Source organism: Algoriphagus antarcticus (genome assembly GCF_002150685.1).
GTDB classification, from domain to species: domain Bacteria; phylum Bacteroidota; class Bacteroidia; order Cytophagales; family Cyclobacteriaceae; genus Algoriphagus; species Algoriphagus antarcticus.
Window position 1 is genome coordinate 75239 of the sequence record NZ_MSSW01000046.1, and the last position, 15486, is coordinate 90724.

At 41.8% G+C, this 15486-nt stretch carries 15 protein-coding genes; 7 read left to right on the forward strand and 8 right to left on the reverse strand.

Annotation, left to right across the window (positions count from 1 at the left end; all coding sequences use genetic code 11):
• Positions 1 to 160 precede the first annotated feature (160 nt).
• The 5 genes from BVH04_RS15790 (at position 161) to dnaN (ending at position 5768) form a co-directional block, all read left to right on the forward strand.
• Positions 161 to 745 carry a TlpA family protein disulfide reductase gene (locus BVH04_RS15790; RefSeq protein WP_086542433.1) on the forward strand — a complete coding sequence of 195 codons (585 nt, stop codon included), beginning with the start codon at positions 161 to 163 and terminating at the stop codon, positions 743 to 745.
• Positions 746 to 973: 228 nt separating this feature from the next.
• Positions 974 to 1882 (forward strand): gliding motility-associated ABC transporter ATP-binding subunit GldA, encoded by a 909-nt coding sequence (gldA, locus tag BVH04_RS15795; protein WP_086542434.1) that lies wholly within the window; start codon positions 974 to 976, stop codon positions 1880 to 1882.
• Between the two features lie 236 nt (positions 1883 to 2118).
• Positions 2119 to 2838: a gliding motility-associated ABC transporter permease subunit GldF gene (gene gldF / locus BVH04_RS15800; protein ID WP_086542435.1), complete on the forward strand. Its 720-nt coding sequence runs from the start codon at positions 2119 to 2121 to the stop codon at positions 2836 to 2838.
• On the forward strand, positions 2835 to 4523 hold the full coding sequence (gene gldG / locus BVH04_RS15805) for a gliding motility-associated ABC transporter substrate-binding protein GldG (protein ID WP_086542436.1): 1689 nt from the start codon (positions 2835 to 2837) through the stop codon (positions 4521 to 4523). Before gldF ends, gldG begins: the two co-directional genes overlap by 4 nt.
• Positions 4524 to 4643: 120 nt before the next feature.
• Positions 4644 to 5768 carry a DNA polymerase III subunit beta gene (gene dnaN, locus BVH04_RS15810; RefSeq protein ID WP_086542437.1) on the forward strand — a complete coding sequence of 375 codons (1125 nt, stop codon included), beginning with the start codon at positions 4644 to 4646 and terminating at the stop codon, positions 5766 to 5768.
• Between the two features lie 293 nt (positions 5769 to 6061).
• Here the strand turns inward: dnaN and BVH04_RS15815 are convergent, their stop codons facing one another.
• The 4 genes from BVH04_RS15815 to BVH04_RS15830 all read right to left on the reverse strand — a co-directional run bounded on the left by BVH04_RS15815 (position 6062) and on the right by BVH04_RS15830 (position 8519).
• Positions 6062 to 6292, reverse strand: a complete 231-nt coding sequence (locus tag BVH04_RS15815; RefSeq protein ID WP_086542438.1) for a VF530 family protein — start codon at positions 6290 to 6292, stop codon at positions 6062 to 6064.
• Between the two features lie 150 nt (positions 6293 to 6442).
• A complete protein-coding gene (locus tag BVH04_RS15820) occupies positions 6443 to 6829 on the reverse strand; it encodes a VOC family protein (RefSeq protein ID WP_086542439.1) in 387 nt (128 codons plus the stop codon).
• 306 nt (positions 6830 to 7135) lie between these two features.
• A complete protein-coding gene (locus BVH04_RS15825) occupies positions 7136 to 7522 on the reverse strand; it encodes a VOC family protein (RefSeq protein ID WP_086542440.1) in 387 nt (128 codons plus the stop codon).
• 49 nt (positions 7523 to 7571) lie between these two features.
• Positions 7572 to 8519 carry a TIM barrel protein gene (locus BVH04_RS15830; RefSeq protein ID WP_086542441.1) on the reverse strand — a complete coding sequence of 316 codons (948 nt, stop codon included), beginning with the start codon at positions 8517 to 8519 and terminating at the stop codon, positions 7572 to 7574.
• A 367-nt stretch (positions 8520 to 8886) separates the two neighbouring features.
• Here BVH04_RS15830 and BVH04_RS15835 point away from each other — a divergent pair, with 367 nt between their 5' ends.
• A complete protein-coding gene (locus BVH04_RS15835; RefSeq protein WP_086542442.1) occupies positions 8887 to 10518 on the forward strand; it encodes a sulfatase family protein in 1632 nt (543 codons plus the stop codon).
• A 164-nt stretch (positions 10519 to 10682) separates the two neighbouring features.
• Here the strand turns inward: BVH04_RS15835 and BVH04_RS15840 are convergent, their stop codons facing one another.
• Positions 10683 to 12194: a sulfatase family protein gene (locus BVH04_RS15840; protein ID WP_086542443.1), complete on the reverse strand. Its 1512-nt coding sequence runs from the start codon at positions 12192 to 12194 to the stop codon at positions 10683 to 10685.
• Between the two features lie 54 nt (positions 12195 to 12248).
• On the opposite strand from BVH04_RS15840, the gene BVH04_RS15845 reads away from it, so the two are divergent.
• Complete coding sequence (locus BVH04_RS15845; protein ID WP_086542444.1) at positions 12249 to 12506, forward strand: hypothetical protein; 258 nt, start codon at positions 12249 to 12251, stop codon at positions 12504 to 12506.
• Positions 12507 to 12632: 126 nt separating this feature from the next.
• On the opposite strand, the gene BVH04_RS15850 is transcribed toward BVH04_RS15845, so the two are convergent.
• The 3 genes from BVH04_RS15850 to BVH04_RS15860 all read right to left on the reverse strand — a co-directional run bounded on the left by BVH04_RS15850 (position 12633) and on the right by BVH04_RS15860 (position 15323).
• Entirely contained in the window at positions 12633 to 13427 is a 795-nt protein-coding gene (locus BVH04_RS15850) for a glycoside hydrolase family 25 protein (RefSeq protein ID WP_086542445.1), read from the reverse strand.
• Positions 13428 to 13730: 303 nt separating this feature from the next.
• Positions 13731 to 14531 (reverse strand): 3-keto-disaccharide hydrolase, encoded by an 801-nt coding sequence (locus BVH04_RS15855; protein WP_086542451.1) that lies wholly within the window; start codon positions 14529 to 14531, stop codon positions 13731 to 13733.
• Between the two features lie 30 nt (positions 14532 to 14561).
• Positions 14562 to 15323 (reverse strand): PIG-L deacetylase family protein, encoded by a 762-nt coding sequence (locus tag BVH04_RS15860; protein ID WP_086542446.1) that lies wholly within the window; start codon positions 15321 to 15323, stop codon positions 14562 to 14564.
• Positions 15324 to 15486: the final 163 nt, after the last annotated feature.

The following is a 15486-nucleotide window of genomic DNA, read 5'->3' on the forward strand; positions in this document are numbered from 1 at the left end:
TCCAGGCACCTATGAGCAACAGTTAAGATTCTCATAGGTGCTGTTATTATAATTAGGCTTCCCAATTTCCCAAAACAGATAATCACCTCTTAGCATGTTTTGAGGTTGCTTTGGGTGAGATAAGTGTTTATTTTGCACGAGAATTTACCAGATCCAAGCTATGAAAAAAACAAATTTAATTATTCTCTTTACCGTTCTAATCGGTGGTGCGGCTTATCTGGGCTATTTATCAAAATTAGGGGATACGGTCGAAGCAGCACCTCCTTCTCCAACTTCTAGTACTGCTCCTGCTTCTAGTTCTACTCCTGCTTCTACTCCTGCTTCTACTGTAGCGAGTAATTTGCCTGATTTTACGTTGGACGACATTAATGGAGATGCAAAGTCTATCCACGAGCTGGCAGGCAACAAGCCAACCGTCTTCATTTACTTTAATTCCACCTGTCATCTATGTCAGGATGAACTCGCTTCTATTTCAAAACGAATCGATGAGTTTAAGGATTACAATGTGATTTTGACGACTGTCGAGCCAATAGAAGAGATGTTAGGCTTAGTAGTGAGATTGGGAATTAGGGATAAAGATTTTGTCCATTTTTTACTTGATGCTAAAATGGAAGTCGCCACATTTTATCAAATCAGAAGTGTTCCTTCTATATTCCTATATGATGCGAAAAAGCAATTAGTGGGAGATTATGCCGGGATTACAGAGGTTGATCTTTTGCTGGAGAAATTGTCTCAAGGAAATTAGGTTTTGAAATAGTCTATGGAATGCATTTTACTAAGTAAGTAACTGTAGATAAGATGTTTATAGAAGCTTGTATTCCAAATACATGATATCATGAATTTGGAATATGAGCTTCATTATTTTTAGGTGGGCCTGAAAGCAGAAACGACCATTTAGATAATGACTTCCAAATGCTTCTCAACTAAGGGAAGCTACATTTTTTCCTTACTTTTGACTGACTAAAAAAGCTACATGTCACTAGAAGTCTCCCAACTCACCAAACTATACGGAACCCAAAAAGCACTTGATGATGTGTCTTTTTCGGCAACGCCGGGAAGGATTCTTGGTTTTTTGGGGCCAAATGGAGCGGGGAAATCAACTGCGATGAAGATCATTACCGGGTTTTTGTCTGCTGATTCGGGCGATGTGAAAGTGATGGGAAAGGATGCCATCAATTCACCTAATAAAGTGAGTCCTCTAATCGGCTACTTGCCAGAGCACAACCCACTTTACGTCGATATGTACGTTCGGGAATTTCTGGAATTTTCAGGCGGGTTATATGGCCTTTCTGAAAATAACCTAAAATCAAGAACCAACGAAATGCTTCATCGCACTGGTCTTGAACCGGAGCAGCACAAGAAAATCGGGCAACTTTCCAAAGGCTATCGCCAACGCGTAGGTTTGGCACGGGCATTAATTCATGATCCCCAAGTGATTATTTTGGATGAACCGACAACTGGTCTCGATCCAAATCAACTAGTGGAAATAAGAAATCTGATTCAAGAAGTGGCTAAGGATAAAACGCTTATCCTTTCCACTCACATCATGCAGGAAGTAGAGGCTATTTGCCATGATGTGGTCATTATCAATAAGGGCAAAATACTAGCTGCGGACTCGCTCGCCAATTTGAAATCCAACTCTGACGAAACGATTTTAATTCTGGAAACTGAAGAAGGTCTGGAGCTTGAATGGTTCGAAAATGTAGGGAAACTAAATTTTGGCACAAAAGGAAGAATGGAATTGCTTATTTCCACTTCAGATCCAGCTTTCGCTAGAAAAGCTATAATGCAGATTCTCCATGAGCGTTCATTAAATCTTGTCAGCCTCAATCAAAGTAAAAAAAATCTGGAATTAATTTTCCGAGAAATCACTAACGCCTAAGTATGAAATCGAGCATTTCGAAAGCGACACATAGAGAGATAATCATTCTACATGCGAGATTCCATCCCGTTTCCTTCGTCGAGGGACAGGTGGTGGCCGTAAAAAATCAATTGTAAACACATGAAATCGAGCATGACGCAAGCGATATACAAAGCGATGATTATAAATACTGCGAGATTCTCCCGAATCAAGTTCGGGACAGGCTATCTGACCATTGACAAACAAAAAACAGACAGATGAAAAGCCTTTTTCTGAAAGAAATCAATGCGTTTTTCGGAAGCCTTTTGGGCTACCTGGTTATAGCATTGTTTCTGGTGGCGATTGGTCTGATCGTTTGGGTTTTTCCAGAAAGCAGCGTACTCGAATATGGCTTTGCAGATCTGGAAGCATTGTTTACCTACACGCCTTACATATTTACATTTCTTGTTCCTGCTCTCTCCATGCGAGCGATTGCAGACGAGAGGAAAACAGGGACATGGGAGCTTCTAAGAACTTCGCCACTCTCTTTGGTACAGATTATTCTGGCCAAATACTTTGCATTGCTTTGTCTGGTTCTAGTGGCGCTTTTACCAACACTACTTTATTTCTACAGTATTATTCAGCTCGGAGATCCGGTTGGAAACTTAGATCAGGCGGGCTTTTTTGGTTCTTGGATTGGTTTGATTATGATAGGAGCGGTATTCGCAGCCGTGGGTTTGTTCGCAAGTTCTCTGACTTCCCAGCAAGTAGTTGCTTTTGTATTGGGCGTATTTTTATGCTTTGTTCTGTATTTCGGATTCTCAGCTTTGGCAGATATGCAGTTGGGAACTATTTCTTATTGGGCAGCCGATCTGAGCTTGAGTTTTCATTACATCAATCTGAGTAGGGGAGTCATAGACTCCGCTGATTTATTCTTTTTATTCGGCATGATTTGGCTGTTTTTGGGTGGGGCAGTTATCGTTTTGAGAAATAAATGAAAAAGACCGCTGCACATATCGCCAAGCCTTGGTTTTTCTTTTTTGGAGGTATTCTAGTTTTTGTATTGTTAGCTCAATTCTTAAATTTTAGAATTGACCTCACGGAAGAGAAACGCTATTCCTTACATCCTGCGACAGAAGAAGTTCTCTCCTTAATTACTGAGCCACTTCATGTGGAGATTCTTTTGGTAGGTGAAAATCTTCCAGGTGGAATGCGGCGTCTGCAAAAATCCATAGAAGCGACTGTCCGCACGTTCAATGCATACAGTCCTGAAAAGATTACCTATTCTTATTTTGATCCGTTGAGTTTACCACAAAGCGAGCGTGGTGATTTTATTTTGTCTTTGACGGACTATGGCATCAATCCGACCAACTTATCCGTGCTGAGAAATTCTGGTCAGCAAGAGCAGCTGATTTTCCCTGGGATTTTGGTTAGTAATGCCGAATTTGAGACCGGTGCATTAGTACTGAGCGGTGATAGGGGAATGGGGCAGGATCAAATCCTCAACCAGTCAATCGAAAACCTGGAGTTCGAGCTGAGTAATGCTATTCGTAAGCTGATTTCTCCAGAATCATCGTCCATAGCGATGATCATGGGACATGGGGAAATGAGTGCAGACGAAGGCTATGGAATGGTGGAAGCTTTGGATGGGGATTTTGAATTATTCAAGGTGCCGCTAGAGCAAGCTAAAACCCCGGCAGATTTAGCTGGTTTTAAGATGGTTTTTATTCAGGGTCCAAAAGAGAATTATACAGAGCGAGAGGTTTATCTGCTCGATCAATATGTCATGGGTGGAGGAAATCTAGTGATATTACTAGATGGTGTTGCGGTAGAAATTGAAAATGCCGGTGGTGAAGGAACACTTGCAATGCCGGTTGATTTGGGTTTGGATAAGTTGCTTTTCCGCTATGGAGTCCGGGTGAATAAGGACTTGGTTCAGGATTTGAATTTTGGCTACATTCCTGTGATGGGCGGGAATTTTGGAGATCAGCAGCAAATGGTTCCACTGCCCTGGCCTTTCTATATCCTAGCTGGACGAATGCAGGAACATCCGATCACAAAGGGTTTGGATGTGGTCGAATTTCGTTTTGCGAGTAGTCTGGATACAGTAAAGGCCGATGGAGTTACTAAGACTCCTTTGATCTTCAGCTCTGATTTGACGAGGGTTCTGCCAGCTCCCACTCGTGTAGCGTTTGCAGATATGGAGCAGGAACCCATCGTGAAACAGTTTGGAATGAAAAATCTGCCTTTGGCGTACTTGCTGGAAGGGGAATTTACATCCTTGTATAAAAACCGATTTCTACCAGATGGTTTTGCGAAAGCGGATTTTAAAGAAAGTGGAAATGGTAAAGTGGTGGTGATCGGAGACGGAGATGTTTTTCAAGCTCAAACCAACCTAAAAGACGGCACTCCGCTCGCTCTGGGAGAAGATCCATTTAGCCAAACTACCTATGCGAATAAGCTTTTCCTGAAAAATCTAGTCCAGTATCTTGCCGATCCTGATGGAATCATTGCTTCTCGTACCCGCACTTTCCAGATTCGTCCATTGAATAAGATGAAGATTGCGCAGCAAAAAACCTTTTGGCAAGGATTGAATGTGCTGGTTCCTGTAATTGTGTTGTTGATTTTGGGTGGTATAGTCTGGTGGATTCGGAAGAATAAATACAGTAGGAAAATAAACTAGCCCATATAATAGCATCTATTTCAATAATTTTCCAGAGAATCATTTATACGGGGGGTCGAATTAGAATTTATTTATAAATTTACCCCCATTCAAAAGTAAAAATAAATTAAGCCCTACGATATGAAATTTATTGTTTCCTCTTCTGCCTTATTAAAGCAGCTTTCGGCAATCAACGGTGTGGTGACAACCAATCCCGTAGTGCCAATTTTGGAAAATTTTCTTTTTGAGATCAAAGAGAGTCTTTTGACCATTACTGCATCTGATTTGCAGACTTCGATGATCACAGAAATCAACGTGGAGGCCAAAGAAGATGGAAATATCGCTGTGCCTGCAAAGATTTTGATTGAGACATTGAAGAATCTTCCTGAGCAGCCGGTGACTTTCAGCATCGATCACGATACGTATGCGGTAGAAATCAGCTCTGATAATGGTCGCTATAGACTTGCCGGTGAGAATGCTACTGACTTTCCTAAAATCCCTACTGTAAGCAATGCGACTTCTGTGGATATGTCCACTGAGGTTCTTGCTTCAGCTGTTTCCAATACCATCTTCGCAACTAGCTCTGACGAACTTCGTCCGGCAATGACAGGTGTTTACATCAATTTAAGCCCTACCAATACTACTTTCGTCGCAACTGACGGTCATAGATTGGTTAGGTATAGAAGAGTTGATATCGCATCTCAGGAGTCTGCGACTTTGATCATCCCTCGTAAGGCGCTGAATTTATTGAAGTCAACTTTGCCTTCGGAAAACCTTCCTGTGACTGTAGAATTCAATCAGTCGAATGCATATTTCAATTTCAATAACATCAAGATGATTTGTCGTTTGATCGACGAACGATTCCCTGATTACGAAAATGTGATTCCAGCGGAAAACCCAAATGTGATGACTATTGATCGTCTGGAACTGTTGAGTTCATTGCGAAGAATCGCGATCTATGCCAATAAAACTACACATCAGGTGAGATTGAAATTGACTGGTAGTGAATTGATGATTTCTGCAGAAGATCTTGATTTCTCCAATGAAGCGAATGAGCGACTTTCTTGTGAGCACGATGGAGAAGATATCGAAATCGGATTCAACGCCAAATTCTTGGTGGAAATGTTGAATAATCTTTCTTGCAAGCAAGTAAGCTTGAAGTTCTCTGCTCCTAATCGTGCAGGTTTGATCCTTCCAGCTGAGCAAGATGAAAATGAAGACATCCTGATGCTGGTAATGCCAGTGATGTTGAATAATTATGTATAACAACCACAAACCATAAAACTTAAAGCTCGGAGAATTCTTCGGGCTTTTTTTGTGACCATTGAGGTTTATGAATCGTCAAAGGTGTTCTGATTTTGTCACTTCTCGCTGCGGCGCAACGGGGCGGAGAATCTATTTATATAAAAAAACTTTCTGGTTTTAATCAAAGCGGAGCTGTGTGGAAGAACATAATTGAGTTTTTGCCGAACTATGTCCCAAAAGAATGGTCGCGTTAAAAAACTCAAATTAAGCTCTGCGTTTCTTTTTTTTTCGCCGCGCCGCCGCGAGAAAAATAATCACTTCTTCTTCGCATCACGCAAAGACTTCAAATACAAACCTTCCACTCGCTCTCTAGCCCAAGGAGTTTTTCGAAGAAATTTCAAACTGGAATTGACCGAAGGGTCATGCGTGAAGCAGCGGATGGTAATGCGCTCGCCGAGTTCTTCCCAGCCGTAGCATTCAACGAGATGCTCGACTATATCTGCGAGTTTGATGCCGTGGAGGGGATTGTTAGCTTGAGTTTCCAAAATGGAATTTAAAATGAGTGAATTTAAAATTAAGAATTGATTTGAACAACTCGGTGATGAAATGTGAAAGTTAGATATAAAGCACTTCGGATATTGTTAATCCTAGTGATTCGCTGCTTCGGTCATCCATCTTCGGTCTTCCAGGTATTTTTACTTCAGCTCAATCAAATCCCAAAGATTGCCATACAAATCCTTGAAGACTGACACCGTTCCGAATGCTTCTTCGGAAGGTTCTCTGATGAATTCTACTCCTTTTGCAGTGTAGTTATGATAATCTCTGAAGAAATTGTCCGTGTACAAAAAAAGGAAAACTCTTCCTCCAGATTGGAATCCAATTTGATTTCGTTGGAGTTCATCTGCGGCTTTTGCAAGTAATAACTGGCAAGGGGAGCCTGGAGGGCAAACTCGCACCCAGCGCTTTACATCGCTGAGATGCGTGTCTTCTATCAATTCAAAACCCAATTTTTCGGTATAATATTCAATTGCCTCATCGTAATCTCTAACTAAAATTGCGATTTGTCCGAGTTGTTGTATCATCTGCTTATTATTGTTTTTTTATGGTCAGATAGCCTGTCCCGAACTTCATTCGGGAGAATCTCGCAGGGAAATAAAACATCCGTCTGTGTGATGTTTTAGTAATGCTCGATTTCATAATCAAAATAGGCCAAATACTGCCTCAATTGGAAGTAGATAAGGTTTTTTAACCACAGAGCTCACCGAGTTTTTCGCAGAGGACACAATATCGTGTTTCAAATTCTCCATAAAAGCAATGAATTATTTTTCATACAAGTGTAGGTCTATTGATCTCAGGACAACTTCCCATTTCTAGCTATGGAGCTCCGTTCATGATTCTATTTCTGCTGAGGATTTGATGTCCTCGACAATGTAAATCGCATTGTTATTTAGATCATAAAGTCCAAATTCATGTGTACCCCAAGCTGTATTTCGATGAAGTTTGTCGCATTTCATTACACCTTTAATCACTAAGGATTCAAAATAGGGATCAATGTTTTTAACAAAAATCCTAACCACTGAACCTCCCAAAAGCGGATCATCTGCAGTATCTGCATGCCATTGTAAGTGTATTTCAATTTTCTCCAAGCGCATTCCAGCATACTTGGTGTTCCCGAAGGTTTTGACAAAACCAAAGTTTCGGGAATACCAATCCAGATCTCGGGCGATGTTCTGAGATGGAAGAACTGGTATCGTGCATATAAAATCAGTTTTCATAAGAATAAATAAATATGATCCTAACTATCAATTCTTAGCCAAAAGTGGATTATCCTTCTTTTGCGAGTCCACTTCTCACTTTCTCTAGCTCTATTTTTATCTCTTCGATGCTTTCCCATTCCCGACCTTCTTCACCATGCTCAATTCCCACATATTCATGGAAATCATGTGCCAGCACAAGTTTCATCATTTTAGAGTAATCTAAAGGATGTTCATTACCCTTGTCATCCCATACGGTTGGCTTGAGGCTTACTCCTTTTGCTCTTGGCATCAATTCATCAACGCCAAGATAGGAATCATAAGAAATCGCTTTCCCGTCTTCAGTGGCGATTCTGAAATTCCCAAAATCAGGCAGCGTTCCGGCTCGTCGATGATCAGTTTTCTGAATCATTTCTGCAAGCCATTTACCATTACTTGAAAATCCGCCGTGATTTTCGATCAAGACATTGATATCAAAATCGTCTGCAAATTCACAAAGTTCACGTAAGCCAGCACTGGCCAGATCACTTGAGGTTTTATAGTCTTCTTGAGATGTGCTCCACGGGATAGCAGAGTATGCATTTACACGGACGGAATGGCAGCCTAAGAACTTAGCGGCTTCCACCCACTTTTTGTGATTCTCCACTGTTTGATTTCGCTCTTCGGGACTTACTGCTCCTAGCATTCCTTCACCATCGCACATGATGAGGACGGATCGAACTCCTTCTCCATCAGCTCTGGTTTTCATTTCCTTCAGATAGGTCATGTCCTTGGCTTTGTCTTTGAAAAACTGATTGACATATTCTACTGCTTCAATCCCAGCTTTTTTGGTGAGAATTGGGAAGTCCAAGTGGTTCATTTTTCCAGAGAAAAGCTGTTTATTCAGTGACCATTCGGCAAGTGAGATTTTAAAAAGAGGAGCAGCTTTCTTTGCTGAAAAAGCAACTTGTGGCAGTCCTAGACCGATTGCTGCAGTAGCAAGCCCAGCTGATTTGAGGAAATTTCTTCGGTTATTCATATTGAGATGGGTTAAAGAGTAAAGTGATTTGGATTAATTATTTCTAAATCCTAAGCAGTATATGTGATTTAATTTCGCTTGACTTATTTAAGTGAAGTATAGGCTACAGAAGAAACCATGAAAATTGATGCGGCTTCATAAGCTGTGGAGCCAAGAAATTCCCGTCGGTTCAAATTCTTTATTGGAGTCATGATTGGGTTCGGGGTATTAGGCTTTTAATTTACCAAAGCTGAACTTGATTCCAAAGAACTTTACCTTCAGAGGTATTTACAGCAAATGTTCTATGGCTTTTATTCAGGATGATATACAGAAGGTTTTAACTTTTATGGTAAAAAGGATAACTTGAATTTTTCAAACCCATCTGTTTATGAAGTATTTACTTTCAATTTGCCTTGTTTCACTTCTATTTTTTTCCTGCAAAAAGGATTCAAATTCCTCCGAGGAAATTGCATACCCAGAGCGACCTAATATCCTTTGGATCGTAAATGAGGATATGTCACCTGAGCATCTGGGAATATATGGTGGTACTGGTGGCAAAACACCCGTGTTGGATTCTCTAGCGATGGCCGGTGTTATTTTTACCAATGCATTTTCCACAGCGGGAGTATGTGCGCCAAGTAGGGCTGCCCTGATTACGGGGGCGTATCAAACGTCTATTGGTGCGATGAATATGAGGACACTTTCCTTTTCAGCAGCAGGTGGGGACAATTATCCGCCTAGTCACAAGTCATATTCTACCGTGATTCCTGAAGGTATGCACGGCTTTCCTGAATACTTGCGCATGGCTGGCTATTATACCAGCAACAATGTAAAAGAGGATTACCAGTTTGTGGCACCAGGGACGATGTGGGATGAGAGTAGCAATAATGCTCATTGGAGAAACCGGAAAGATCCTGAGCAGCCCTTTTTCTCAATTTTCAACTTCACTACCACGCATGAATCTCAAGTATGGGCAAGGGAAAACGAAGATTTGTTGATAGATCCAGACGATGTGACTGTGCCACCAGTTTATCCGGATGACTCGATTACACGAAGGACCTTGGCTCGATTTATCACTAATGTCATGCGATTTGATGCGCAGGTGGGTGAACTCCTCCAGCAGCTAAAGGAGGATGGACTGTATGAGAATACGATCATTTTCTATTACTCAGATCATGGGGATGGCATGCCTTATTACAAGAGAGAACTGTATGATAGAGGTTTGCGAGTGCCACTTATTATAAAAGCGCCCTTTATCGAAGCTGGGTCAGTGGATGATCAGCTAGTCAGCTTTGTGGATTTTGGACCAACGGTACTATCTCTCGCAGGAGTGAAAATCCCAAATAATGTGCAGGGGCAGGCATTCATGGGAAATCAGAAAGCTGAACCTAGAAAGTACATTTTTGCCGCGCGGGATCGCATGGATTCTGAAGTGGATCGAGTACGGGCGGTTAGCGATGGTCGATACAAATACATTAAGAACTACATGCCTGATAAGCCGAACTATCAGAATATACGCTACCGACTTAGCAATCCTCTGATGGTTCATCTGCTGGAATTGCATGAAGAAGGGAAATTGGACGAAAACCAAGAGCGATGGTTTGATGAGACCAAGCCAGAAGAAGAGCTTTATGATACCCAGTCAGATCCTTATGAGTTTAACAATCTGGCAGGAAATCCGGACTATGCGGATAAGCTCACTGAGCTTCGCAAAGCACATGTGAAATGGATAGATGATTTTGGAGATCTGGGAGCAATACCAGAAATGGAAATGGTGGATCAGTGGTGGAATGGAGCGGATCATGCTCCAACCACTGAGCCAGTGGAAGTGCATTTTGAGGATGGGAAAGTTTCGCTTTCTTCTGCGACAAAAAGTGCTTCAGTCGGCTTCAAGAAAAGTGCTTTAGACGTTTGGTCTGTTTACCAATTTCCATTTGAAATGAGCGCTGGTGATTCGCTTTATGTGCTTGCACATCGGATAGGCTATGAGCTTAGCGAGAATGCGATTGTGATTAAGTAGTGGCTACTCGAATCTGAACCGCTCGGAATTTGCAATGCTGCTACTCGGGATTTGTAATCCCGAATACTTATCACAGAATTTTCAATCCATTTTAAAAATATAGAGTTGCAAACCCATTGATAAAGTTTCGAAGTTGCAAGCTTAGAGCAGGTGTCAGCTATAGGTCATGGATTTATGTCTAGGCATGGTATTCCTTCTTTTGCATATTTCCCAAACGGCGGTTTAATCCTATACTCTTCTATTCTTTGTTTGAAGTCATAGTCTTTGAATTGATAATCAGGAGTGTAGCGGACTTCATCCCAATACAAAGAACGAGGTTCACTAGCCCTCAAGTCGCCGGTTTCTTTCATCCAGCTTTGCAATTTTTCCCTCATTCTGGTTTTCACAGTTGCGAAGGCTTTATCCTCAGCCAAATTATTCAATTGATAGGGATCTGAAATGACATCATAGAGTTCAACTTCGGGTCTTTTGTCAAATGCCAGTTTGAAAAAATCAGGTGATCCAGCGTTGGGTTTTCCTTCCATACTCATGATCAAATACTTGGTGATGGAATTGTCTACATCTCCATATTGTCCCACAGATTGATGAACGCTTGGATCTCCGGCTGGATTTCGCTCCGGCATAGGATTCCAGATATATAGGTATTCATGATCTCTGACGGCTCGCATAGGATAGGAGAGGTCGCCCTTTCGCACATTTGCGTGTCGTTCTCTTTCCAGATAGACCTGTTCCCGATCCTGCTTTTCTCCTGCCAGAAGCGGCCAGAGTGATTGTCCGCTCATAGTCGGTGCGCTTAATCCAGCGGCTTCCACAAAGCTCGGTGCAAAGTCCACAAAATTCACAAAGTCATCAATCACAGTTCCTGGATTGACTTTCTCCGGCCATCTAATCACAAGTGGCATCCGAGTTCCATAATCATACAAATTAGCTTTTGATCGGGGGAAAGGCATGCCGTTATCGCTGGTCATCACAATGATTGTATTGTCCAGTTCGCCAAGTTCTTCCAGCATTTTGATCAGTTGCCCGCACTCTCTATCAAAGCGCTCTACCTCAAAGTAGTAATCTAGTATGTCATTTCTTACGCAGTCCACATCTGGGAAAAAACCTGGAACTTGCACCTCATCCAAAGCCATTCCCGTCTGGATTCCAGAATTAGTTGCGTATTCACGATGTGGGTCAGTGCTCCCAAACCAAAATGTGAAGGGCTGATCATTGCTTCTTTCAGTTAAAAAGGATTTAAAATCTTCATAAGGTTGTCCTGCCGGGTTGTGATCTAATCCACTGACTTGAAAATCTCCAGGTCCCCAGCCTTTTCGCGTGGATCCGTTGAAGTATCCAGCCTTTTCCAATATGGAAACATAGCTAGGATATTGTGCTGGAAATTCCGACCAAAGATTTCCGCCGTCTTCGTTTTGGTGCGGATATCTACCCAATAGTATTGCAGCTCGGGACGGAGAACAGGATGGGGAAGCTGTATATGCATTCGTAAACAAGGCTCCTTCAGCCGCTAATCTATCAAAAGTGGGTGTGCGAACTACTGGATCTCCATAAACTCCGGCATGTGGATAGGACCAGTCATCTGCGATGAGAAAGAGAATATTGGGCTGTTTGCTTTGGGCAATTCCCTGAAAAGCGGAAATATAAAATACAGAAAGTAGGAGAAGTAGATTTTTCATGGGCTCAGGGTAAATTGGAATTTAAGGGCTTTGAAAGTTTAATCCAATATTTACTTGAGAGTGATTTCTCAAGAAAAGAAGTTAGGGAAAGTTAAATACGGACTTGGACTCAGCCGGATGAAAACTCCATTTGGCTTTGCCTGCAATTACAGCGGAGATGCGATTATTTATTTTGCAACTACATCCTATTTCCCTGAAAAAAATATGGCGACCAGTTGGGCGACAGATGGTAATTACGGAAAGTTGGATGATGTTTCACAATCCAAAGAAGCTTTTCAGCAGGTTTTTGAAAAGGTATTTGGGAAGTTTTAGGATGGAATTGAATAATACTTCCCCGGGAAAATCAGCTGCATCTAGAATCGAAATTTCATAATCAAGATAGAATGGAAAAGAGTGATCTAAATACCAGTGAAAAAAAGATCTTAATCTAAAACAGGTTTAATCAAGCAGTAACGCATCAAGGGTTTTTGTCCCTCCTCTTAAAATGTTTAAATCAATATTTTCATAAATCCCATTCACTCTACCTTTCTCCGAAAATTGCCAAATAACCCAGTAGTCACTTTTTGGTTCTCTTACAGGATTATAATTAGCAATCCATAATGGATAATCTTCAAAACCATGACCCACCAGCACATCTTTATTAAAAGAATCTCCAGTATAAATAATGGGTTTTACACCATAATGAGCTTCAACTAAATTTAACCAGTTTTGAATCCCATCTCTAAGTCGATCTTGGGATTGAATGGTAGAATGTCTCTCAATATCAAGAATTGGGCGAAAGTCGCCAGGCCTTAATCTAACATTATCAATAAAATTCTCAGCTTGTTTGGTGCTGTTTTGATTTGGGCGATAATAATGATATGCTCCCCTGCTAATGTCCACGGTGTCCAGTGCTTTCCAATATTCCTTGAAAAGTTCGTCTTGGTTATCACCCATTGTTGCTCTGAAAATAAAAAATTCCACAGGTCGATTTTTAATTTTTAGCTCCAGCTTATTCCAATTGATTTTACCTTGATAATGAGATATGTCTATTCCTAACACACCCTCCGGTTGAGTTCTGAAAACGTAATCAAATTTCAATGCTTCCTGGTCTGAAATTGACTTATTGGCGTAATCGGGTCTACCATGAAGCCGTTGCCATGTGGTGTAAATAATAAATCCCGCCCCTGCAGTCAGAAGTACCAAAAGAACAATTAAACCAAAAGGAGTAGATCTTGACTTTTTTTTAGCCATCTATTGTTGACATTATCATAAAGAGGAGCGAAGCTACTATTTTACCTTGTCAAACGATAAAGAAATAAGGTGCTTCTCTTAATCAGTTCTGGGTATTCTTTCATTTTGATCGTCTCTCTTGGGGCATAATCCCCTCGGCTTGAATCCCCTAAAACATCCAGACATTCCACCTAAACAGCAGCAAAGGAAATATTTCCAGCTTGAAGTAAAATTAGCTGCTCAGATCCCGTTTGCTATGTTGATGCAATTTCTAGAACTATCTTTGGCCTTTTAAGCCGGTTTTATGTGCTTTTGTTTTGATCCTTATTTCTTTGCCAAGGGTCTCAGTTCCACTTTTCTGAAAAATATCTCTGCGCCTTCCGATTGAATTTGAATACGACCTTTACTTGGTTTCACATTGGAAGCATGATTTACCAAAATTCCATTTAGGTAAATTGTGATCTCATCTCCCTCAACTATACATTCCACTTTATTCCACTCACCCACTGGCTTCTCCACGTCCTGCGGACCACGGAAGTCAATCACATCTTTCCAGTTTGGATCACGTCCATACCAATTGATTCGGCCACCATTTATAGTTGCTAGTTCCCCGTCGGGTTGAAAAATATAAGAATTGCCCTGCTTTTCCGGAGCCACCAGACTCGTAATGCTGAAATCTTTACTTCCATCTCCTACCACAATAAAATCGCCTGTTCCGCCTTCTATCAGTTGGCATTCGATGGAGTGCATCCAGATTCCATCTGACGCTCCATCCTCCCCCACTGAATGCAAGAGAATTCCAGAATCCCGGGCATTTTCCAATCTGGGAGCAAAGGTTTTTCCACCCCATTTGAATTCAACAAGGAGCCGATAATTCTCAAATTCCTCATTGGAAGTGATCCCTCCCCACTCCTCACCAGATATCCGGATCAGTCCATTCTGGACAGAGAAGACATTTTTCGGATCAATGTTACGTCCCCGGTTTTGCACAAAAGTGTACCAGCCATCGAGGTTTTTACCATTAAATAGGGCGACTTTATTTTTGATGTCTGATTTTAATTGGCTTTGGGAAAAGCCTGCTGAAGTCACAATCAGCAAAAGCGATAATAGGATTACTTTTTTCAATGGGTTTTTGGGTTTGAAAGCAAAGGTCAATTACAGGATTGAGGAGGGAGAGTTTTTGCCATTCATTTTTACAAAAGCTTCGGCAGCCGGCACACCGGCTTCCATCCCCCGAAACTTCTCCATCGCCTCATGTCCGCAGGCATAGATTCCGACAGGATCCTGACTTACATGACAGAATAAAGCCTTTCGTTTGGTTTCCTGTTCATTCGAAATATCCACATAATCTGTGGGATGAAATGTCATCGTTTGCTCACCAGCACAGACTTCGTAAAAGTAAATCTGGAATTTTTTCTTTGTTCTCAATCCGGCCTGCATGGTCAGCATACTTGCAGCCTGATGATCTATATGAGAATCAATGGGCCACTGCGTGAAAACCAAATCAGGTTTTTCGTTTTCCATGAACTCAGTCATCTTGGTGATCCACTCATTATTAACCACCGTGTTGCCATCAACCTGTCCGAGAAAGGCATGCTGTACGTTCAGAATCACACAAGCCGCTTCGGCTTCTTTGGTTCGAATATTTGCAGCCTCATTGGCTGATTTTCCTTCGATTCCACCTTCTCCACGAGTCAGATACAAGATTTTCACGTCATGGCCTTTTGCACTAAACTTTGCAAGTGTGCCTCCACATCCGCTTTCCGGATCATCTGGGTGGCCACCGACACAAATCACTTTTAGTTTGGTGCTCGGATCCACTGAATTTGTTTGAGCAAGAGCTGATAGCGGCAAAGTAGCCAGGCTAATTAGTGATGCTTTTTTGAAGAATTGTCTTCGCGTAGTTTTTTGATTCATAGTTTCTATTCAAGTTAGGGCTAGCGCGCGCTTCGGCTAACGCGCGTGTCATCACCAGCTAGCGCGCGCGTGTCGCGCGTGCTTCGGCCGCTAACGCGCGAGTGTCGCGCGTGCTTCGGCCGCTAACGCGCGCGTGTCGCGCGTGCTTCGGCCGTAACGCTAA

What these genes read in the sequence shown, in the direction of transcription:
- gldA (WP_086542434.1), top strand. Translation starts at nt 974, where the DNA reads ATGTCACTAGAAGTCTCCCAACTCACCAAACTATACGGAACCCAAAAA.
- BVH04_RS15825 (WP_086542440.1), bottom strand. Translation starts at nt 7,522, where the DNA reads ATGAAAACTGATTTTATATGCACGATACCAGTTCTTCCATCTCAGAAC.
- gldG (WP_086542436.1), top strand. Translation starts at nt 2,835, where the DNA reads ATGAAAAAGACCGCTGCACATATCGCCAAGCCTTGGTTTTTCTTTTTT.
- BVH04_RS15840 (WP_086542443.1), bottom strand. Translation starts at nt 12,194, where the DNA reads ATGAAAAATCTACTTCTCCTACTTTCTGTATTTTATATTTCCGCTTTT.
- BVH04_RS15820 (WP_086542439.1), bottom strand. Translation starts at nt 6,829, where the DNA reads ATGATACAACAACTCGGACAAATCGCAATTTTAGTTAGAGATTACGAT.
- BVH04_RS15790 (WP_086542433.1), top strand. Translation starts at nt 161, where the DNA reads ATGAAAAAAACAAATTTAATTATTCTCTTTACCGTTCTAATCGGTGGT.
- BVH04_RS15860 (WP_086542446.1), bottom strand. Translation starts at nt 15,323, where the DNA reads ATGAATCAAAAAACTACGCGAAGACAATTCTTCAAAAAAGCATCACTA.
- gldF (WP_086542435.1), top strand. Translation starts at nt 2,119, where the DNA reads ATGAAAAGCCTTTTTCTGAAAGAAATCAATGCGTTTTTCGGAAGCCTT.
- BVH04_RS15835 (WP_086542442.1), top strand. Translation starts at nt 8,887, where the DNA reads ATGAAGTATTTACTTTCAATTTGCCTTGTTTCACTTCTATTTTTTTCC.
- BVH04_RS15830 (WP_086542441.1), bottom strand. Translation starts at nt 8,519, where the DNA reads ATGAATAACCGAAGAAATTTCCTCAAATCAGCTGGGCTTGCTACTGCA.
- BVH04_RS15850 (WP_086542445.1), bottom strand. Translation starts at nt 13,427, where the DNA reads ATGGCTAAAAAAAAGTCAAGATCTACTCCTTTTGGTTTAATTGTTCTT.
- dnaN (WP_086542437.1), top strand. Translation starts at nt 4,644, where the DNA reads ATGAAATTTATTGTTTCCTCTTCTGCCTTATTAAAGCAGCTTTCGGCA.